Consider the following 18420-nt stretch of genomic DNA (forward strand, 5'->3'; position numbering starts at 1 on the left):
TGTGGAGCTGGTGAAGGAAGAGAGTAGGTCACCGCACTGACAACAGGTTCACAGGGGGTTAACGGTGCTCCTGGGAACGGTGCTTATCGCTGGAATTGGCCGGGACATGGGCTGTCATGGCCTGTTCTTGGTTCAAGGAGGCCCTGCGCACGGCCACGCTCTACGCGTGTAGCAATCAACTGCTCAGGAGCCCGGGAGTCCTCGCATGCCCATCTCGCCCATGAACCGCCGTGAGTTCGTGCAGAAGTCGGCCGTCACCGGCGCGGCCGTCGCCGTCGCGGGAGCGGCCGGTACCGGCACCGCCGAGGCCGCCCAGCCCGGGCCCGCCGGGCACAAGCCCCCCAAGTGCCCGAAGACCTGGACGTTCTCCATCCTGGGCACCACCGACCTGCACAGCCATGTCTTCGACTGGGACTACTACCTGGACAAGGCCTATTCCGACGCGAAGGGCAACTCCGTCGGTGTCGCCCGGGTCGCCACCCTCATCAAGCAGCAGCGGAAGGCGAAGGGGGAGGAGCACGTCCTGCTCGTCGACGCCGGCGACATCATCCAGGGCACCTCCCTCGCCTACTACTTCGCGCGCGTGCAGTCCATCACCGACAAGGGCGGCCCGAAGCACCCGATGGCCGTCGCGATGAACCACATGCGGTACGACGCCGCCGCCCTCGGCAACCACGAGTTCAACTACGGCATCGAGCTGCTCAGGAAGTTCGAGAGCCAGTGCCGCTTCCCACTGCTCGGCGCCAACGCGCTGGACGCGAAGACGCTGAAGCCCGCCTTCCAGCCGTACACCGTGAAGCACATCCGGGTGCCGGGCGCCCCCGACATCAAGGTCGGCATCCTCGGCCTCACCAACCCGGGCATCGCCATCTGGGACAAGGACAACGTCGGCGGCAAGATGGTCTTCCCGGGGCTGGTCGAGCAGGCGAAGAAGTACGTGCCCCGGCTGCGCGCGCTCGGCTGCGACGTCGTCTTCCTCACCGACCACTCCGGGCTCGACGGTTCCTCGTCCTACGGCGACTCGCTGCCGTACGTCGAGAACGCCTCGAACCTCGTCGCCCAGCAGGTCCCCGGCATCGACGCCATCCTGGTCGGCCACACCCACGTCGAGGTGCCCTCGTACACCGTGAAGAACGACGAGACCGGCGCGGACGTCCTCCTCTCCGAGCCGTACTGCTGGGGCTACCGGCTCAGCGTCTTCGACTTCGAGCTGGAACTCGTGCGCGGGCAGTGGAAGGTCACCAAGAAGACCGCGCAGACCCTCAACCCCAGCACGGTGGACGAGGACCCGGAGATCAGGAAGCTCCTGGAGGCCGACCACGAGCTGGTCGTGAAGTACGTCAACACGGCCGTGGGCACCTGCACTCAGGATCTCTCCGCCGCCGAGTCCTGCTGGAAGGACGTCCCGATCATGGACTTCATCCACCAGGTGCAGATGGACACGGTCAAGGCGGGGTTGTCAGCCTCCGATGCGGCCCTGCCGCTCATCTCCGTCGCCGCGCCCTTCTCGCGTACGGCCGACATCCCGGCCGGCAGCGTCACCATCAAGGACATCGCCGGGCTCTACATCTACGACAACACGCTGTACGGCAAGAAGTTGACGGGTGCTCAGCTGAAGGACTATCTGGAGTTCGCGGCGAAGTACTACCACCAGGTGCCATCCGGTACGGCAGTTGACACGGCCACCCTCACCAACGCCAACAGCTTCTGGGACTACATGTACGACACCGCCGCCGGGGTCGACTACGAGATCGACATCGCGGCGGCGGAGGGTTCGCGGATCAAGAACCTTTCGTACCAGGGCAGTTCGGTCGCCGACGACCAGGTCTTCGTCGTCGCGGTGAACAACTACCGTGCCAACGGCGGCAGCGGCTACCCGCACATCGCCACCGCCGACATCGCGTACAGCTCCACCAACGAGATACGTCAGCTGATGATCGACTACGTGACGTCGAAGGGGAGCCTGAACCCCGCCGACTTCGCCGTCACCAACTGGAAGCTGACGCAGGGCGGGACGGCGGTGTTCACCGGCTGACCCTTCCGTCTCTGCCTATCTCTGTCTGCCTGTCTCTGCCTGTCTCTGTCTGTCTCTGCCTACGCGCGGCGGCGCAGCCGGACGTAGGCGGCCAGGGAGCCGCCCGCGAAGACCAGCGCGGCGCCGCCGACGGACAGCGCGAGCGTGCCGCCGTCGCCGCCGGTGCTCGCCAACTCCGTACCCGTGGTGGGTGTGGGGGTGGCGGGCGCCGTGGTGGGCGTGGCGGTTGGTGTCGCGGAGGCGGAGGCGGAGGCCGACGGTGTCGAGGTCGGGGTCGGGTCTGTGGTCCGGGTCGGGCTCGGGGACGCCGACTGGCCGCCGGTCACGGTGACCTGGACGGACATGGCACCGACGTACGTGCCCCGGAACGGGACCGACCCCTCGTTGACGATGACGCTCTGGGTGAGGACGGACTTGCCGAGCGGGGCGCCGTCCTTCCAAGTGACCCGTACCGGGACCGAGTTGGTGCTGCCCACCGGGAGCGTGTGGTCGCGCTTGCCCAGATAGTGGCCGACCCGGCCCGGATCGTCGGCGGCCACCGGCGGCAGGGTGACCCAGGCGCCGTCCCGCCGCACCTGCACGGTCGCGTCCTTGTCGGTGAACAGGACGCTGTTGAGGTTGACGTACTCGGAGGGCGTCGGGTTGGTGACCGTCGCCCTGAACTCGACCGGCACCCCGCGCACGACCGTCGCGAGCACGCCGGTGAGGGCGGCGGACAGGCCCTGGACCGGGATCGTACGGACGTCACGCGCCTGGAGGACCCACGAACCGTCGGCCGCCCCGACGGACGACGTCAACTGGACTGTTCTCGCACCGCCGTTGCTGTCGCCGTTGTGCGGTTCGCCCATGGGCAGCCCGAGGCGCAGGTGGAGGACCCGGTTCTCGCCCGGGCCGAGCGTGATGGTGATCGGCAGCGCGCCCTGGAACGAGCCGCCGCTGTACTCCATCGCCACCTGCTCCCAGGCCCCGGCGTCCGTGCGGTAGTACATCGCCAGGCCGTTCTTCGGCAGGCCGGCGCCGGCGTCCGCGACCAGGTTGAGGAAGAGCTTCTGGGTCTCGGTGGCGGAGGTGTTGGTGATCTTCTCGGTGAACTCCACCGGCTGCCCCGCCAGACCCACGGCGGCGGGCCCGTCGACGGAGAGCGTGGTGTCGCAGCAGGTCTGCGAGGGCCCGGCCGACGGGGTGGTCGGCGCCCCCGGCTCGGCCATGGCGGCGGGCGCGACGGCGACCGCGCCCAGCGACAGCAGCAGACCGGCCGCGCCCAAGGTCAGTGGACGGCCTGCACGAACGGTGCGAAACATGAATCCCCCCGGATTCGCTGGTTGTGCTTGTAAGACGGTGTGGCGACCGGATGGTTGTGGGGTGAATGGACCTTTTATCCGGACCCCGCGAGTCCGTCACCAGCGGCTACTCCCCGACGCCTTCCGAACCCACTAAAGAAACGCTTGCGTTTCGATCGTGATCGTCGTAGCTTGTCGGTACGAAACCGTTTCGTATCGATGGAAGGGCTGGCGACGATGAACTCTCCGGTGCTGCTGGCCCTCGCCCTCTCCCTCGTCTCCGCGCTCTGCTACGCCACGGCCGCCGTGGTCCAGGAGCGCACGGCGGCCGGAACGCCGGGGCTGCGCGGCGCGCTCGTCCGGCCCTCGTGGTGGTGGGCGGTGCTCCTCAACGCGGCGGGCGCCCTGCTGCACGTGGTCGCCCTGCGCTACGGCCCCCTGAGCCTGGTGCAGCCGCTCGGCGTACTGACCCTGGTGGTCGCGGTGCCCCTCGGCTCGCTGGTGGCCCGCCGCCGCACCTCGGGCACGCAGTGGCGCGGCATGGCCCTCACCCTCGCGGGCCTGACCGCCCTCCTGACGGTCACCGCCTCGGGCGGTACGTCGGACAGCGCGCTCGGCACGAACGAGGTCCTGCTGGTCGCACTGGCCGCGGCGGCGGTCGTCGCGGTGCTGGTGAGCATCGCCGCGGGCCGCTCGCCCCGCGCGGGCCTCGCCTACGCGACGGCCTCCGGCATCGCCTCCGCGGTCGGCTCGACGCTGGCCCAGAAACTGGCGGTGGACCCGACGCTGTCGTGGAGCGCGGCGACGGCAGCGGTCCTGACGGTGGCCTTCGCGGCGGGCGGCCTGCTCCTGGCGCAGAAGGCGTACGGCAGCGGCCTCGGCGGCCCCCTGGCCACCCTCACCCTGGTGAACCCGGTCACGGCAGCGGCCATCGGCGTCACGCTGCTGGGCGAGGGCTTCCAGTACGGGGGGACCGGCGCCGCCCTCGCGATCGCGGGCGCGCTGGCGGCGTCCCGGGGCGTGGTGCTGCTGAGCGCCCCCCAGCGCCAGGAGCCCGCACCCGAGCCCGGCCCGGAGGCGAGGGTGTCCCGCTTCCCCCGCCCCACCCCCCGAATCCTGACCGGCGCGAGCCGAGCGGCCTGACCCCCCCCCAAGAAAGATGGAGCCCAGCAAGATGACGACGATGACGATGCCCCCGCTGCACTCGCTGAACTCGCGCACCGGGACGACCGTACGAGCGGCGGAACTGGTGGACGTACCGGCGGTGGTCCGCATGATCGCGGCGCCGGCGCCCTCGGACGACTGGGAGCAGAAGCAGAGCGCGATGCGTCTCGTACTGGCCCATTACGCCCTGGAGGAGGGCCGCATCTGGGTGGCCGAGCGCGCGGAGGGCGGCCTCCTGGCAGCGGCCGTCTGGCTGCCGCCCGGCGTCGGCTCGGAGCCCCCCGACACCCGCTTCAGCAGCCTCCTGGCCCGCGAACTGGCCACCGGCCCCCAGGACTTGCCGATCTGGCCGATGTGGCTCAAGGACGCGGGCCCGGAGATCCCGCACTGGAAGGTGGTCATCGTCGGAGCCCTGGACGACACGACGTCCTGGGACCACACGGTCGCCGCCGACCTGCTGACCCCGGGCCTGCGAGCGGTCGACGAGGAGACGGCGACATCGATAGCGATCACGATGTCACCGCGCCACGGGGACCAGTTGCGTCCGCTGGGGTTCAGGGGGCCGCGGGAGGTGCATTTCATGCCGGGGACGAGCGCTTGGCTGACTACTCGGGGGCCGGTGGCGGCCATGGCCAGGGCGATGGCCGCTTAGGTCTCCGGCTGGGTGGCTGCTGCTGCCGCCGCCACCTCCGATCGCCTCGCCTCCGCCACGGTGTCGTGGAAGGCCGAGAGCAGCCGAAGAGCCTCGCGGCGCCGGTCCTGTGCCTCCTGCGGAACTCCCTGCCGGGTCAGTGCCGTGGCGAGGCGGGCCAGGGAGAGTGCCAGGGACCAGCGGTCGTCCCTGGCGCGGAACGCCGAGGACGCCTGCCGGTGGAACCCGACGGCGTCCTCGACCCGTCCGAGCAGGAGATACGCCTCGCCGGTCGTGTCCCACGCGGCGGCCTGGAGGTCGGGGCGACCGATGCGCTGGAACAGGGCGGCGGCCTGCTGGAGATGGACGAGGGCTTCGGCGCCCTCCTCCCGTGCCAGGGCGGTGCGGCCCAGTTCGAGGAGGGCGAGGGACTCGAAGAGCTTGCCGTCGGCCTCGCCCGCGATGGCCAGGGCCTGCTCGGCCGTGTCGTTCGCCGGGGCGAACCGTCCCGCTCGCCGGTGGACGGCCGACAGCAGGGTCAGTGCCTCGGCCTGCTCAAGGGGTTCTTCGGCGTCGGCCAGAATGCCGGCCGCGCGGTTCAGCAATTCCTCCGCCCGGTCGAGTTCGTCGCATTCGAGGAGCGCCCAGCCGAGATTCCGGGTGAAGGCGCCGGTGTAGAGAAGATCGTCGAGTTCGCCCGCCTGCTCCAGCGCCTGCTGGAAACAGGTGGTGGCGTCCTCCACCCGGTGCGCGAACATATGGGTCACACCAAGGCCGTTGGCGGCCCGGGCCACTCCGAAAACGTCCCCGAGTTCCTGGAAGGTGCCGAGCGCGGCACTGAAGTATTCCTCGGCCTCGGGCAGCCGGAAGAGATGCCGGTGGGCGATGCCGAGATTGTCGAGAGTGATCGCCTGCCCGTACCGGTCGCCTGCCCGGAGAGCCGATTCGAGGGCCGTCCGCTGGGCGGGCAGCCAGGTGTCGGCGGGCTCCCGGTCCGCGATGACCATCGTCAGGACGGCGGGGATCTGCCAGGCGATCCGGTCCAGACCGGCGGCACCGGCGACCCGGACCGCGGCGGTCAGGTTGTCGCGCTCGGTCTCGTACCAGGCGATGGCGCCCTTTCCGTCGGCTTCGCCGCTGCTGTCGGAGCCGTTGGTGCCGACGGTGTCACCGGTGCCCTCGGCTCGGGCGCCGAAGGACATCGGTACGACGTGTTCGTCCACCGGTTCCAGGTCCAGCGGCATGGTGTACGAGGACGAGCCCGCCCGTGCGGCGGCGGCAGCGGAGTGCAGATACCAGCCGAGGACACGGCCGAGCGCGGCCCGCCGGTCCTCCGGGGACTCCTCGCGCTGGGCCTGGTCGACGGCGTAGGCGCGCAGCAGGTCGTGGAACTGGTAGCGGTCGTGACCGCACTCCTCCAGCAGATGCGCGGCGGCCAGGCCGTCGAGGTGCCGGCGGGCGCGGACCGCGCTGGTGGCCGCGAGGGCGGCGGCGGCCTCCACCCTGAACTCGGGTCCCGGATGCAGTCCCAGCAGCCGGAACATCCGGGCGCTCTGCGGGCTGAGTGTGCGGTACGACCAGGCGAACACCGTGCGCACCGCGTCCGCTTCCTCGGCCTCGCCCTCTCCGGTCACCGAGAGCGCGTCCCACAGCCCGGACTCGTCGCGCAGTTCCGCGATCAGGTCCCGCAACGGCATACGTGGCCGTGCCGCGGCCCGTTCGGCCACGATCCGGAGGGCCAGTGGCAGCCGGGCGCACAATCGCGCCAACTCGGCCAGCTCTTCTTCGTCGTCACCGGTGCGGTATCCGGCGAAGACGGTGCGCAGCAACTGCACGGACTCGGATTGAGACAGCGTTTCCACACCCACTCGATGTGCCCCTTCTCGTACCACCAGACCCGACATGCGGGTACGGCTCGTGATCGCCACCAGGCAGCTTGAGGAGCCGGGCAGGAGTGGCCGGATCTGGCCGGCGGTGGCGGCGTTGTCCAGGACGATGAGCACGCGGCGCCCGGCCGTCACCGACCGGAACAGCTCCGCGCGTGGCTCCTCGCCGGTGGGTATGTGCTCCAACGGCACGTCCAGCGCACGGAGGAAACGGCCCAGGACATCCGTGACGATCACCGGCGGGCCCGGGTCGTAGCCGTGCAGGTTGACGTACAGCTGTCCGTCGGGAAAGTGCTCTTTGATCCGGTGTGCCCAGCGGACGGTGAGCGATGTCTTGCCCACTCCGGCCGTGCCGACGACGACGGCGATGAGCAACGCCCCCGAATCCGGCTGGATTCCGGGAAGCGGAATCTCCAACAGGGCGTGCAGCAAACACAGTTCATCGACCCGATTGACGAAGCCGCCCACATCACCGGGCAGTTGGGCAGGGCGGGGTGCCGCCGTGGACGTCGCACCGTGGAAATGCACACCGCCCCGGACCTCACGGGCCTGAACGACGTTGCCGGCCGTGCCCGCGAGGTCGTCCATCTTTGGCTTGTTCTCTCCGTCTTGGTCAAGGGGTACTGGATTTGTCCCGCATAAGAGTGCCATGATCGGCTAAAGGTGACATTCGCTGCGATTGTACCGGGACGAGGAAAGTGGCGACTTCATTGTGCAGGGCTATTTGATCGGCGACCCGGCTGATCTGGCGCAGCTGAAGATACCGGACGGGGAAACAGTCGTCCGAGTGCCCGCGTCACTGTTCTCCTATCTGCCGAAGGACGAAGGATGATGTGAATGGAGTCTCTCGACGCAGAAGGCTGGGCCCGGCTTTTCCATTCCTGTCGTGAATCCGCCTGGCATCTGGAAATGCGGGATCACTATGCCGTGGCGGAGGAACAGGCGGACATCAAGAGGTGGCGGGCCGGTGACTGGGGACCCGAGGCCGACGCCGCGAGCAAGGCAGGCTGGCTCGACCTGATGCGGGCCACCGCCGCACGGGGTGTCCAGCTCCGCCGGGCCCGGATCGTCTCCGAACCGGTCACCGAGTACATCCGGTTCGAGCACGAGGGCACCCCGCAGAACATCGCCGCCGGTGAGGACGTGCGCTGGCTGCCGCGGACCCGAGCCTCCGGCCTGGCGCTGCCGGGCAACGACTGCTGGATCTTCGACAGGTCCACCGTCCTGTTCAACCACTTCACCGGCGACGGCGGCTGGGTCGGCAACGAACTGAGCAGCGATCCCCACGTGGTGGACGTGTGTGCCGGCGCCTTCGAATCGGTCTGGAAGCTGGGCATTCCGCACGGCCAGTACAGCCTGGCCTGAGGAACGAGGAACAGGGAAGATGCCGACCCCTCTGCGAATCGGTGTGATCTCTTCCGGGCCCGCCGAGTTCTTCACCATCCATACGGCGTGCACCGACGCCGGTCATCTCCCGGTGGCGTATTTCTATGGCCGTTCCCTGCGCTCCGGCGGCCCGAATCTCGGCGACGCCGGTGAAACAACCTCGGCGATTCTCGGTGCGATTCCACCGGGGATGGATTTGCTGCTCCCCGGCAGTGTCGAAGGACTCGGTCTCATGCTGGAGAGTTACCGGCCCGATCTGCTGATCGTGTTCGGATTCGCCTGGAAGCTGCCGCCTTCCTTATTGGCGATTCCGAGGCTCGGTGCGCTCAACATCCATGTCTCCATGCTGCCGAAGTATCGAGGTCCGGCGCCGCTGCTGTGGGCCATTCGCAATGGTGACCCGATCGGCGGTGTCACCGTGCACCGAATGGACGACGACTTCGACACCGGGAATGTTCTCGCTCAGCGGGACGGAATTCCCCTGGCCGACGACATCGACTGGGCGACCTACTACACCGAGGCGATGCCGGTCGTTCGCGATTTGCTGCGCACGGCACTGGACCGGGCGGCGGCCGGTCACGCCGGCGAGCCCCAGGACGACTCGGCGGCCAGCTACGCGGGATTCATGGAGGCCGAGTTCTCCGTCATCCGCTGGTCGGACAGCGCCCGCACGATCCACGACCAGGTCAGGACACATCGCTTCATGCGCTCACCGGACCGCCCCCTTGCCCAGGTGGGCGACATCTGGCTCCATGTGAAGCGCACCAGCCTTGAACCGGCCGAGGGGGTCCTCATGACGTGCGGCGACGGAAAGCCCCTGTGGATCACGGAGTCCGAAGAGGTTCCGGAGGGGAAGGGCGTCCGTGGACCCCATCGCACCTGAGCTGCTCATGGCTCTCGCCGGAGGTACGGCGGGGGCGGCGGGACAGCAGATCTGGGCCTCGTTGCGGGATCTGGTCCGGCGTCGGTCGCCGGTCGGGGAGCCGCGTGGCGAGGGCGAGTTGACGTCCCTGGGGGAGGCGGCCGACAGTCCGACGCGGGCCCGAGAGCTGGCGGAGGTACTTGCCCTCCGGGCCCGGCAGGACCCCGCCTTCGCGCAGGCCCTCGACACCTGGCGCCGGGAGGCGGAGGCGCTGGACGGTACGCGCACGGGCTCGGGTGACGTGCGCAACGAGATCTCCGGGGGCACGGTCCAGGGGCCGGTGGTCCAGGCCCGGGACATCAACGGGCCGCTGCACTTCGGGGGTTAGGGCGCGCTTCAGGGTCTCCCCTGGACTCTCCTGGTTCCGGCAATGATTCGGGAAAGATCATTGACGCTCACTCCCGGCCGGGATGGGATCGGGCCGCTGAGGAGGGCACATTGAGAACCACGGTTTCCCGAAGAACGGTTTCACGAAGAGCGGCGCTCGTCGTCGCGGCCGGTGTCATGGGTACGGCGTCCTACGCCGCTCCGGCTCAGGCCGCCACGGCCGCGTACGCCTGCCGGTACGGAGCGGTGACGGCCTCCGACCTCGCCGGTACGGTGACCCCCACCGCACATCGCGCGGGACTGGCCCTGCACGCGCGTCTGCGGGTGCGCAACACGGAGAACGCGAAGCTGACCAGGGCGACGTACGTCTTCGCCATCGGCAACCTGATGAAGAACCGTGGCCCGGCACCCCTCGTGCAGTGGCGCATCGGAACCGGCCACTGGCACAAGGCGACCCTCCACTGGAACAGCAGGACCAACGGGTCCCTGCCGCTGTGGAACTCCGCCACTCTGTCGCTGGGCACGATCCCGGCGCGGGGCAGTGTCGTGACCGAACTGTCGGTGACCTTCCCCAAGAAGTCCATCAAAGCCACGAACTACGACTTCCTGGACTTCCACAGCGCCGCCTGCGGCACCAGCCGCCTGGGCTGGTACGTCGGCAACGGCTTCGAGTACGAGCCGTGGACGGGCACGGAGGGCCAGCCGGTGTAGGGCCGCCTCAGCGGGTACGGGAGACGAACGCGCCCCAGGCATCCCCGGAGACCGTGAGGTTCGGGCCGGTCGGGTTCTTGGAGTCGCGGATGTGTATCGCGGGGGTGGGGGTGTGGGGGCAGGGGGCTATCTCTACGCAGTTGCCGCCGCCGTCGTCGCTGTACGTCGACTTGCGCCAGGCGTAGGCGACTTCGACGCAGTCGCCGCCACCGCTGTCGCTGTAGCTGGACTTGAACCACCGCAGTGCACCGGTGTCGCTCATGGTTCCTCTCCTGCCGATTCCGCCAACCGCTCGATGAGGCTGAGTGAGTCGTCGGGACTCAGGGCCTGTGATCGGATCTTCGCATAGCGGTGCGCGAGTTGGGCCACCTCGGGTGGATCACTGATGAGGATGCCCTGGTCCTCGATCTCCAAGTAGACGACGTGGTCGTGGTCCTCGGTGACGAGGAGTTTCATGGGGCCCCGGTCACCGGCGTGCGAGCCGCGCAGCCCGCGGTCCGTCGGGAGGACTTGCAGGCATACGTTCTCCCGCTGGGCGTCCTCCGCGAGCGAGCGCATCTGCTCGCGCATGATCTCCCAGGTGCCGAACGGTCGCCGCAGCACGCCCTCTTCGAGGATCAGCTCGATCATCGGGGCGGAGTCACGCTCGAAGAGAGCACGCCGGGCGAGCCGTGCCTCGACGAGTTCCTCCCGCTTCTGGTCGGAGACGGCTGGAAAGCCGCCTCGGATGAGTGCCTGGGCGTACGGCTCGGTCTGGAAGATTCCGTCGACGACGAAGGTCGCGTACGAGGAGATCGTGACCGCGCCCCGCTCCAGCCCCGCGACCCCCCTGAACCGAGCCGGATACTTCTCCAGCAGCATCCACTTCCGGGCCTTCTCGAAGACACCGAGCCCGTTCCCCAGCACCTCCTCCAACTTCATCAGCATCTTGTCGCTGGCGGGCTGCGCGCACGTCTCCATCGCGCTGATCGCCGAGGCCGTGTAGCCGATCAGCTTGCCCAACTCCTCCTGTGTGAGCCCCGCTTGCTCACGCAGTGCCTTCGCGAGGGCGGCGACCATACGTGCCGTACCGCCCGCTTCCATCCTGTTCTCCGAACTCGCCATCCGGTCACTCCCGAACTCAACCGAACTCAACTGGTCACCATCGGCCCGCGTCGAATTCCTACGGTTACCCACCCTCGACGCTGAGTCATGGAAGAAGCTAGCCCCAGCTGCCGAAACTGTCTGTATGAATACGGAAAGTGACGAGATGGGGGTCCCCGACTGGGTACCCTCCACCGGCATCCAACTCCGCAAGGCGGGCGTCCAGTTCGACGCGATCCGGGTGGACGGCGACGAGGGCAGGGCGGTCGCGGACCGGCTGGCGTGGATGACCGGCGGGCGGCCGGGGCCGGTCGTGGAGGAGGCGAGTGGGAGCCGTGCCGTGTACTTCCTCGTGCCCGTGGGCGCGACGGAGCGGCGGTTCTGGCCGCCCGGGGTCATCAGCCTCGCGTCCGGCCCGAGCTGCGTCGCGTTCATCCCCGTACCCGCCCTCAACGGGCAGACGTGGCCGCTGACTTGGCGTTATCGGCCGACGGGGAGAGATCACCTCGTACACGCGTTGCTCTTGAAGGCGGCGCTTCACCCCGAAGAGTGAAGAACGCGAACTTCCGCCCGGGAAAAGCCCGTTCGGCTTGCGTTCGTCGCTCTGCGTGCCCTTAGAGTCACGGCAACAGAACGCCCCCGCGGTGCGCCAACACCCGGGGGCTTGGCATCAAGAGCAATTGCTGAGGAACTCTCAATGCGGATTCATCGTACGACGCCCACGCGCGCCTTTTCAGTCTTCTCCAACGCCCTTCTCCGCGACCGGAGTCTCTCCTGGTGTGCGGTAGGCGTACTGACGTACCTCATCAGCCTCCCGAACGGCGCCCGCGCCACCATCCGTACCCTTGCCGAGCAACGCAAGGAAGGGCGGGCCCGGATCGCCTCCGCCCTGCATGAGCTGGAGAAATCCCGGTATCTGCGGCGGGTGGTGAGCAAGGACGAGGAGTCCGGGCAATTCTCCACCGTGTACGAGGTGTTCGACACTCCGTACGAGGACGAGCCCCCTGCGGGTGAATCCGAAGAAGTTCAGAACCTGGCCTCCGGTGAGTCGGAATCCGGGGCTTCGGGCGCTCTTCCTTCGGAAGAAAAGACCAGGGAACAAGAACCTCCCTCCCCGCCGCCGTCCGGCGAGGCGGCGGCCGAGGTGGCGGCCGAGACCGAGGAGCCGCTGAGCGAACGCACCGCGCTCGCGGTGCGGTTGCTCGGGTCGCTGGCCCGTACCGAGCCACGGCTCGAACTCGGCGCCGACGACGCGTTGGCGTTGGCGCCGCTCGTCGAGGAGTGGTGGGCCGCCGGGGCGAGCAGCGCACAGGTGCGCGCTGCCGTGACTCAGGGGCTGCCCCGGCGGATGTACTCGCCGCGCGCCATCGTCGAGAACCGGCTGGCCCGCAAGCGCCCGGTCGCGCCGCCCGCCGCTGAACCGGCCGGGCCCGTCACGACCGTCGAGATCCGCAAGCCGGGTCCGTCCGGCGGCTACCGCGAGGCCGCGCGACGCGGTGGCGCAGAGGTGCGCGCACTGCTGATGCAGAGGCGGCGGCCCGCGTCCGCGTAGGCGCACAGACTCCTGGCATGCGTCCGCGTGCCAGGCCCTTCGCAAGAAACGGAGTGTCGATGACCATCACACTCGAACGCCCGGAGACGGTATACCGCCGGTATACTCTGCTCATGCCTGACACCACGATCAAGGTCGACCCCGCCGTCCGGGACCGTCTGCAGGAGCTGGCGCGGGAGCGCGGGATCAGCATGCGGGACCTGGTGGCGGAGCTGGCCGGGGCCACGCCCACCAAGGAAGAGCTGCGCAAGCGGTACGAGGAGACGCGGGCGTATGTCGAGGAGCACTTCCTCGGCAGGCCCTACACCGAGGAGGACGAGAAGGCCGGCGAGAAGCTGTGGGCCGACCTTGAGGCCGGGCGGATCGGAGAGGTTCAGTGACCGAGGGGAAGTCGTACCCGCTGCCGCGTGCCGTCATCTTCGACGACACCGCCGCGCTCGCGCTCGGCGCGGGCAACAGCATGGCCTCCCGGCTGGTCGTCGAGGCCGAGAAGGACCCCGCGCTGCGGGTCTATGTCCCGGCGCTCAGCCTGGCCGCCGCCGAGCTTGAGCGGGCTGGGGTCGCCGAGCATGTCGGCGCGCTGCCGTCCGTCAACGTCGAGGCGCTCGAATTCGCCGGGGCGACCGCCGTCGGCAAGCGGCTGCGGACGGCCGCCTCGGGCGAGGGGGAGCAAGGGGAGCAGGGGAGTGGCAAAGGGGAGCCTGACTGGAGCGGTGCCCATGTGCTCCATCTCGCTCTGCCCACCGTCGAGTGGCCTCGCGGGCGGCCCGTCCTGACCCGGACTCCCACGCGCTACCGCGGCACCGGCGTTCGTACGATCCGGATCGTCGAGCAGGGCTGACGGTCATCTCGTCGTCGGCCGGGGCGGGCCGCTCCCGTGCGTGGGATCGGTCCCACCCCGGCCGACGAACGCGTGTGCGCGCCAACTTCCCTCGACGGGCATAGGGTGGAATCGCGACAAAAACGCCCAAAGTCTCACCCTTCGAGAAGGTGAACGTCATGCGCGTCATGATCAAGGCGCAGTTCGACACCGAGCGGGCCAACGAGGCCATACGCAGTGGCAAGTTGCCGGAGTTGATGAAGGAGACCCTCGACCATCTCAAGCCGGAGGCCGCCTACTTCGGGCCCGAGGACGGGTGCCGGACCTGTTGGCTGGTCGTCGACATGCAGGACAGCTCCGAGATTCCGGCCACCGCCGAGCCGTTCTTCACGCAGTTCAACGCCAAGCTGACGTTCACGCCCATCATGAACGCCGAGGATCTGCAGAAGGGGCTCTCCCAGATCCGGTGAATCCCATGAATCCCGTGGGCGTGCTCAGCTGAAGATGATCATCGAGCCCTGCGCCAGGCTCCTCGTCGCCGCCGCGTTCAGGCCCAGCCACACGTGCCGTTCCCGCGCGAACGGGCTCGCGTCGAAGGGTGCCGGTGCCGCCGGTTCCTCCAGGGACGTGGGGACGAGCGGCGGGGTCGGGGCCACCGGGGGGTTCGAGGGGTCGATGCCGATCGACGGGGCCACCAGTTCCAGCTCCCGGAGCAGGGACTGGGACGAGCCCAACGGGCCGCCGCCTTCCAGGAGTTCGTCGCTGGAGAGCGGGTGCGGGAAGTCGACCGGGACGTACGCGCCCGCGTGGTCGTAGTGCCAGACCAGGTGCGACTGCTGGGCCGTCGCCTCGAACATCTCCAGCAACTGCTCGTAGTCCCCGCCCAGTTCGCCCACCGGCGTCACCGGCAGCCCGCACACCTGGAGGAGGTAGGCCCGGCGCAGGAAGTGCAGCGCGTCGTAGTCGAAGCCCGCGATGGGGGCCACGTCGCCGGACAGGCCCGGCATGTACGAGTACACCGGCACCGGAGGCAGTCCCGCCTCGCTCAGCACCTTGTCGTAGAGGGCCAGTTCCTCGGCGAAGGGATTGTCCGGGGTGTGGCACAGCACGTCGACGAGTGGGACCAGCCACAGGTCACAGGCCAAAGCAGCACTCCTCGTGTCGTCATAGGCGTCAAAGAAGCGTAGTGGGTCCGTGGTGCGTCGTGGTGGGGTGTGGCGGGTTGTAGTCGGTCGGTGGGCTGTCCGGTGGGGTGTCGGTTGGGGCGTCGGTTGGGGTGTCGGTGGGTTATCCGGTCATGCCCCGTCGTGCAGGTCCCACACCCACACCCCGCCCGTCCACTTGCCCGGCTTCCCCGTCAGCTTCTCCAGCGTCTCGCGCAGCACCCCGTCGTTGCCCTGCGGGGCCAGCACCAGCACGCCCGCCTTCCAGTAGGCGAAGTCCTTCTTCGCCTGCTCCCGCCAGTTGTCGCCGATCGTCGGCGCGACGCCGTTGTAGCGGACGTCCCGCAGCATGTTGGAGGTGAAGCGGGGCGCGGCGCCGTAGATGCCGACGCGCTCCTCGCCGTAGGGGCCGTTGAAGTAGCCGCCCGGCAGCTTGAAGCCGAGGCCCGCCACCGTCTGCCAGTGCAGCGCCTCCGCGTTGCCGGGGTCGGGCAGCGGCACGGGGACCAGCGACTCGCCCTTGCCGACGTACGACTTCCACATGCCGTCCGCGATGAACGGCGGCACCTCCACGCGCTCCACCGACTTCAGCGGGGCCGGGACGATCGGCAGTACCGCGAGGACGACCGCCAGGGTGCCGAAGTACTGCACGGAGAGGCGGCGGGTGGCCGCCAGGCGTTCCACCGCCACCGCCAGGAGCATGCCCAGCGCGGGTGCGCAGATCATCGCGACCCGGCCCTCGATCACCGACTCGAACAGCGGCTGCTTGGCCAGCAGCGCCCACGGGCCCGGCAGCACCGTGTCGCTCAGCGGGAGGCGGAACTTGGGGCCCAGGGAGAGGAAGGCGGCGGCCACCGTCGTGAACGCCAGCGCCTTCACCACCGGGCGCTCCCACAGCCGTACGACGATCGCGAAGGCGAGGGCGGCCAGCGGCCAGCCGTAGAAGGCGTTCTGCTCGGTCGGGTTGAGGGAGAGGGCGTTCGCGCGGTCCGCGTCGCCCGCGATCAGGGAGCGTTCGGCGAAGGAGATCAGCGCCAGCGGGCTGTTGCCCGCGTTGTCGCCGTGCAGCACGCTGTGGTAGCTCTGCGGGCCGAAGAACTGCCAGTACAACGGCACCGCGACGATCGGGAGGCAGACCGCCGCCCCCGTCAGCAGGCCGCGGAGCAACGGGCGCCAGGCCGTCCTCGCCACGTCCCTGCGGACCGCCGCGTACGCGAGGGCGAAGAGCACCATTCCCATCGCCGCCAGGAGCAGCGGCTCCTCGCCGAGGAAGATCTGGTACGCCGCCATCAGGCCGAGGATCACGCCGTTGCGGCGGACCCGCTCGCCCTCGCACAGCCTCAGGGCGCGGTCGATGATCAGCGGCATCATGAAGAGGATGACGAAGTTCGGGTGCGCGTTGGCGTGGCTGATCATCGGGGGTGCGAAGGCCGCCAGGGCCGCTCCGGCGAAGGCCGCGCCCCGCTGCCGTACGACCCTCTTCACGATCAGCCAGTACCAGGCCGCCGCCGTCGCCGCGAGGCCCAGGGTCATCGCCAGGGCCAGGGAGATCGCCGGGCCCGCGAGGAGCGTGATCGGCGTGAAGGGGACCGACAGGCCCAGCATGACCGTGTTGGCCATGAGGTTCACGCCGTCGGGGAAGCCCTGGAGGTCGGTGAAGAGGGGGTTCTGGAAGTGGCTGACGTTGTGCGCCGTGACGTCGAAGAACCACTCCCACTGGTTCTGGTCCTGGAGCGAGTCGGGGAGGTAGCGGCCGGCCGGGTCGGCCCAGCGGCCCGCGTACAGCGCGACGGCCATGAGGAGGAAGAGGGTGACCGCGAGGAGGTCGGCCGGGCGGACCGAGCGGGCCTTGAGGGCCGTCAGCTCGGCGAGGACCCGGGCGTAGTCCAGCGGGCGGACCTTCGATCCCGACTGGTGGGCCCAGCGGACCGGTATCTCGGCGACCGGCCAGTCCGCGCGGCGGAAGTGCTGCAGCACCTCGACGTCTATGCCCCAGCCGTTGAGCCGGGACGCGGCGAACGCCGTACGGGCGCGGTCGCCGTCGAACAGTTTGAAGCCGCACTGGGTGTCCCGTATGCCGGGCACCGCGATCCCGCGTATCAGGAAGTTGCCCGCCCGGCCCAGGAGTTCGCGCACCTTGTGCTGGTGGTGCTCGATCGTCGAGCCGGGCACGGAACGCGAGCCGATCGCCGCCGCGTGCCCTTCGCCGAGCGCCTTGTCCAGGACCTCCAGCTCCTCTATCGGAGCCGCCAGATCGGCGTCCGTGACCAGCACGCGGGCGCCGCGCGAGGCGGCGACGCCGAGGCGCAGGGCGTGGCCCTTGCCCCGGTTGCGCGGGCTGGTGACGAGATGGACGCGGGGGTCGGCGAGCGCGGTGACGAGGGCGCCGGTGCCGTCGGTGGAGCCGTCGTCGACGACCACGACCTCCCAGTCGCCCCAGCGGCCCTCGTTCTCCCGGAGGTGGCCGGTGACGGCGGCGAGGGTGGGCCCGAGCCGGGCCTCCTCGTTGTACGCGGGGACGACGACGGTCAGGTCGAGGGTGGCGGTCGTGCTGGTGTCGCGCGTGGGGGCGCTCATTCTGCGGTGTCCCCCTTCTTCCCCTCGTGTTCCTTCTCGTCGTCACCCTCGGTGGTGAGGACGGTGTTTTCGGCCCGGAGGTTCGCCAGGCCCTCGATGAGTGCGAGGGAGTGGGTGTCGTACGTGTCCACTATCCGGTGCGCGTCGGCGAGATCGCGGCGGGTCAGCGCGTCGACGACCTCGGTGTGGTCGGACCACAGCCGGCCGCGCAGATCGCCCAGCCGGCTCAGGTGCTGCACCGCGCACACCCAGGACTGCACGCGCAGCCGGTGCAGGAAGTCGGTGAGGTACTGATTGCCGAACAGGGCGCCCAGCTCGCGCCAGAACCGCAGGTCGTAGCCGATCAGGATGTTCAGCTCACCGGCGGTCGCGGCCCGCCGGGCCTCCTCGCCCCGGCGGCGGACCCCGGCGAGGGCGGCGGCGGCCCGCGGGTCCCCGGCGCGGACGAAGAAGCCGCGCGGGCCGGGGCTGTCGGCGGTGAAGCCGCTCAGAGCGGTCCTCGCGGTACTGCTCTCACTGCCCGCGGTGCTGCCCTCCGGGACCAGCGGCAGCCCCTTCGCGAGGCCGTGGAACATGCCGTCGGTGACCAGGCCGCGGGCCTCGACCATGCCCCGGAAGTCGGCGAGCGAGTACTCGTGCACCCGGAAGCCGCGATGCTGGTCGGCCTCCAGCAGGCCCTGCGCCGACAGATCGACCAGGGCCTCGCGCACGGGCGTCGCGGAGACGCCGTACTGCTCGGCGATCTCCTTGACCGTGAACTCCTGGCCAGGCTGGAGACGGCCGGCCAGCACCTCGTCGCGGAGCGCGTCCGCGATCTGCTGCCGCAGGGTGCTGCGGGTCACGGCGCCGTTGCCGCTGCTGGCAGGCATGGTCGGGGCCCTCC

At 69.5% G+C, this 18420-nt stretch carries 19 protein-coding genes; 12 read left to right on the plus strand and 7 right to left on the minus strand.

What is annotated here, in order from left to right:
* The first annotated feature begins 205 nt into the window (after positions 1–205).
* Positions 206–2035 carry a bifunctional metallophosphatase/5'-nucleotidase gene (locus CW359_RS28580; protein ID WP_105973046.1) on the plus strand — a complete coding sequence of 610 codons (1830 nt, stop codon included), beginning with the start codon at positions 206–208 and terminating at the stop codon, positions 2033–2035.
* 59 nt (positions 2036–2094) lie between these two features.
* On the opposite strand, the gene CW359_RS28585 is transcribed toward CW359_RS28580, so the two are convergent.
* The gene (locus CW359_RS28585) at positions 2095–3336 is read right to left on the minus strand and encodes a hypothetical protein (protein ID WP_157968654.1); all 1242 of its coding nucleotides are present in this window, start codon (positions 3334–3336) and stop codon (positions 2095–2097) included.
* A 216-nt stretch (positions 3337–3552) separates the two neighbouring features.
* Between CW359_RS28585 and CW359_RS28590 the strand changes: the two genes are divergently transcribed.
* A complete protein-coding gene (locus tag CW359_RS28590; RefSeq protein WP_105973048.1) occupies positions 3553–4458 on the plus strand; it encodes a DMT family protein in 906 nt (301 codons plus the stop codon).
* Positions 4459–4489: 31 nt separating this feature from the next.
* Positions 4490–5131, plus strand: coding sequence for a hypothetical protein (locus tag CW359_RS28595; protein ID WP_105973049.1), 642 nt, complete (start codon positions 4490–4492; stop codon positions 5129–5131).
* Here CW359_RS28595 and CW359_RS28600 read toward each other — a convergent pair.
* Positions 5128–7584, minus strand: a complete 2457-nt coding sequence (locus CW359_RS28600; protein ID WP_232838646.1) for an ATP-binding protein — start codon at positions 7582–7584, stop codon at positions 5128–5130. The two genes, CW359_RS28595 and CW359_RS28600, sit on opposite strands and share 4 nt — an antisense overlap.
* Positions 7585–7833: 249 nt before the next feature.
* Between CW359_RS28600 and CW359_RS28605 the strand changes: the two genes are divergently transcribed.
* From CW359_RS28605 to CW359_RS28620, 4 genes are all read left to right on the plus strand, one after another.
* On the plus strand, positions 7834–8361 hold the full coding sequence (locus CW359_RS28605; protein WP_105973051.1) for a DUF6879 family protein: 528 nt from the start codon (positions 7834–7836) through the stop codon (positions 8359–8361).
* A 19-nt stretch (positions 8362–8380) separates the two neighbouring features.
* A complete protein-coding gene (locus tag CW359_RS28610) occupies positions 8381–9265 on the plus strand; it encodes a methionyl-tRNA formyltransferase (protein ID WP_105973052.1) in 885 nt (294 codons plus the stop codon).
* The gene (locus CW359_RS28615; RefSeq protein WP_105973053.1) at positions 9246–9632 is read left to right on the plus strand and encodes a hypothetical protein; all 387 of its coding nucleotides are present in this window, start codon (positions 9246–9248) and stop codon (positions 9630–9632) included. The genes CW359_RS28610 and CW359_RS28615 overlap by 20 nt, the downstream gene beginning before the upstream one ends.
* Positions 9633–9742: 110 nt before the next feature.
* Positions 9743–10342, plus strand: coding sequence for a hypothetical protein (locus CW359_RS28620; protein ID WP_157968655.1), 600 nt, complete (start codon positions 9743–9745; stop codon positions 10340–10342).
* Positions 10343–10349: 7 nt separating this feature from the next.
* On the opposite strand, the gene CW359_RS28625 is transcribed toward CW359_RS28620, so the two are convergent.
* Both CW359_RS28625 and CW359_RS28630 read right to left on the minus strand, forming a co-directional pair.
* On the minus strand, positions 10350–10604 hold the full coding sequence (locus CW359_RS28625) for a DUF397 domain-containing protein (RefSeq protein ID WP_105973055.1): 255 nt from the start codon (positions 10602–10604) through the stop codon (positions 10350–10352).
* Entirely contained in the window at positions 10601–11446 is an 846-nt protein-coding gene (locus CW359_RS28630; protein ID WP_105973056.1) for a helix-turn-helix domain-containing protein, read from the minus strand. Before CW359_RS28630 ends, CW359_RS28625 begins: the two co-directional genes overlap by 4 nt.
* Positions 11447–11570: 124 nt before the next feature.
* Here CW359_RS28630 and CW359_RS28635 point away from each other — a divergent pair, with 124 nt between their 5' ends.
* The 5 genes from CW359_RS28635 (at position 11571) to CW359_RS28655 (ending at position 14267) form a co-directional block, all read left to right on the plus strand.
* On the plus strand, positions 11571–11978 hold the full coding sequence (locus CW359_RS28635) for a hypothetical protein (protein ID WP_105973057.1): 408 nt from the start codon (positions 11571–11573) through the stop codon (positions 11976–11978).
* A 144-nt stretch (positions 11979–12122) separates the two neighbouring features.
* Positions 12123–12977 carry a hypothetical protein gene (locus CW359_RS28640; protein WP_105973058.1) on the plus strand — a complete coding sequence of 285 codons (855 nt, stop codon included), beginning with the start codon at positions 12123–12125 and terminating at the stop codon, positions 12975–12977.
* Between the two features lie 113 nt (positions 12978–13090).
* Positions 13091–13357, plus strand: coding sequence for a cupin domain-containing protein (locus tag CW359_RS28645; protein WP_232838647.1), 267 nt, complete (start codon positions 13091–13093; stop codon positions 13355–13357).
* Positions 13354–13818, plus strand: a complete 465-nt coding sequence (locus CW359_RS28650; RefSeq protein ID WP_105973060.1) for a PIN domain-containing protein — start codon at positions 13354–13356, stop codon at positions 13816–13818. Before CW359_RS28645 ends, CW359_RS28650 begins: the two co-directional genes overlap by 4 nt.
* Positions 13819–13976: 158 nt before the next feature.
* Entirely contained in the window at positions 13977–14267 is a 291-nt protein-coding gene (locus CW359_RS28655; protein ID WP_105973061.1) for a DUF3303 family protein, read from the plus strand.
* A gap of 24 nt (positions 14268–14291) precedes the next feature.
* Here the strand turns inward: CW359_RS28655 and CW359_RS28660 are convergent, their stop codons facing one another.
* From CW359_RS28660 to CW359_RS28670, 3 genes are all read right to left on the minus strand, one after another.
* A complete protein-coding gene (locus CW359_RS28660; RefSeq protein ID WP_105973062.1) occupies positions 14292–14942 on the minus strand; it encodes a hypothetical protein in 651 nt (216 codons plus the stop codon).
* A gap of 150 nt (positions 14943–15092) precedes the next feature.
* Positions 15093–17537 carry a dolichyl-phosphate beta-glucosyltransferase gene (locus tag CW359_RS28665; RefSeq protein WP_105973063.1) on the minus strand — a complete coding sequence of 815 codons (2445 nt, stop codon included), beginning with the start codon at positions 17535–17537 and terminating at the stop codon, positions 15093–15095.
* Positions 17534–18406: a GntR family transcriptional regulator gene (locus CW359_RS28670; RefSeq protein ID WP_105973064.1), complete on the minus strand. Its 873-nt coding sequence runs from the start codon at positions 18404–18406 to the stop codon at positions 17534–17536. The genes CW359_RS28665 and CW359_RS28670 overlap by 4 nt, the downstream gene beginning before the upstream one ends.
* Between the last annotated feature and the right edge of the window lie 14 nt (positions 18407–18420).

Origin of the sequence: Streptomyces geranii (assembly GCF_002954775.1) — a bacterium.
Lineage (GTDB): Bacteria > Actinomycetota > Actinomycetes > Streptomycetales > Streptomycetaceae > Streptomyces > Streptomyces geranii.

Excerpts from the sequence above, each read along its gene's own strand:
- CW359_RS28580 (WP_105973046.1), top strand. The coding sequence starts at position 206 with ATGCCCATCTCGCCCATGAACCGCCGTGAGTTCGTGCAGAAGTCGGCC.
- CW359_RS28585 (WP_157968654.1), bottom strand. The coding sequence starts at position 3,336 with ATGTTTCGCACCGTTCGTGCAGGCCGTCCACTGACCTTGGGCGCGGCC.
- CW359_RS28590 (WP_105973048.1), top strand. The coding sequence starts at position 3,553 with ATGAACTCTCCGGTGCTGCTGGCCCTCGCCCTCTCCCTCGTCTCCGCG.
- CW359_RS28595 (WP_105973049.1), top strand. The coding sequence starts at position 4,490 with ATGACGACGATGACGATGCCCCCGCTGCACTCGCTGAACTCGCGCACC.
- CW359_RS28600 (WP_232838646.1), bottom strand. The coding sequence starts at position 7,584 with ATGGACGACCTCGCGGGCACGGCCGGCAACGTCGTTCAGGCCCGTGAG.
- CW359_RS28605 (WP_105973051.1), top strand. The coding sequence starts at position 7,834 with ATGGAGTCTCTCGACGCAGAAGGCTGGGCCCGGCTTTTCCATTCCTGT.
- CW359_RS28610 (WP_105973052.1), top strand. The coding sequence starts at position 8,381 with ATGCCGACCCCTCTGCGAATCGGTGTGATCTCTTCCGGGCCCGCCGAG.
- CW359_RS28625 (WP_105973055.1), bottom strand. The coding sequence starts at position 10,604 with ATGAGCGACACCGGTGCACTGCGGTGGTTCAAGTCCAGCTACAGCGAC.
- CW359_RS28630 (WP_105973056.1), bottom strand. The coding sequence starts at position 11,446 with ATGGCGAGTTCGGAGAACAGGATGGAAGCGGGCGGTACGGCACGTATG.
- CW359_RS28635 (WP_105973057.1), top strand. The coding sequence starts at position 11,571 with ATGAATACGGAAAGTGACGAGATGGGGGTCCCCGACTGGGTACCCTCC.
- CW359_RS28640 (WP_105973058.1), top strand. The coding sequence starts at position 12,123 with ATGCGGATTCATCGTACGACGCCCACGCGCGCCTTTTCAGTCTTCTCC.
- CW359_RS28645 (WP_232838647.1), top strand. The coding sequence starts at position 13,091 with ATGCCTGACACCACGATCAAGGTCGACCCCGCCGTCCGGGACCGTCTG.
- CW359_RS28655 (WP_105973061.1), top strand. The coding sequence starts at position 13,977 with ATGCGCGTCATGATCAAGGCGCAGTTCGACACCGAGCGGGCCAACGAG.
- CW359_RS28665 (WP_105973063.1), bottom strand. The coding sequence starts at position 17,537 with ATGAGCGCCCCCACGCGCGACACCAGCACGACCGCCACCCTCGACCTG.
- CW359_RS28670 (WP_105973064.1), bottom strand. The coding sequence starts at position 18,406 with ATGCCTGCCAGCAGCGGCAACGGCGCCGTGACCCGCAGCACCCTGCGG.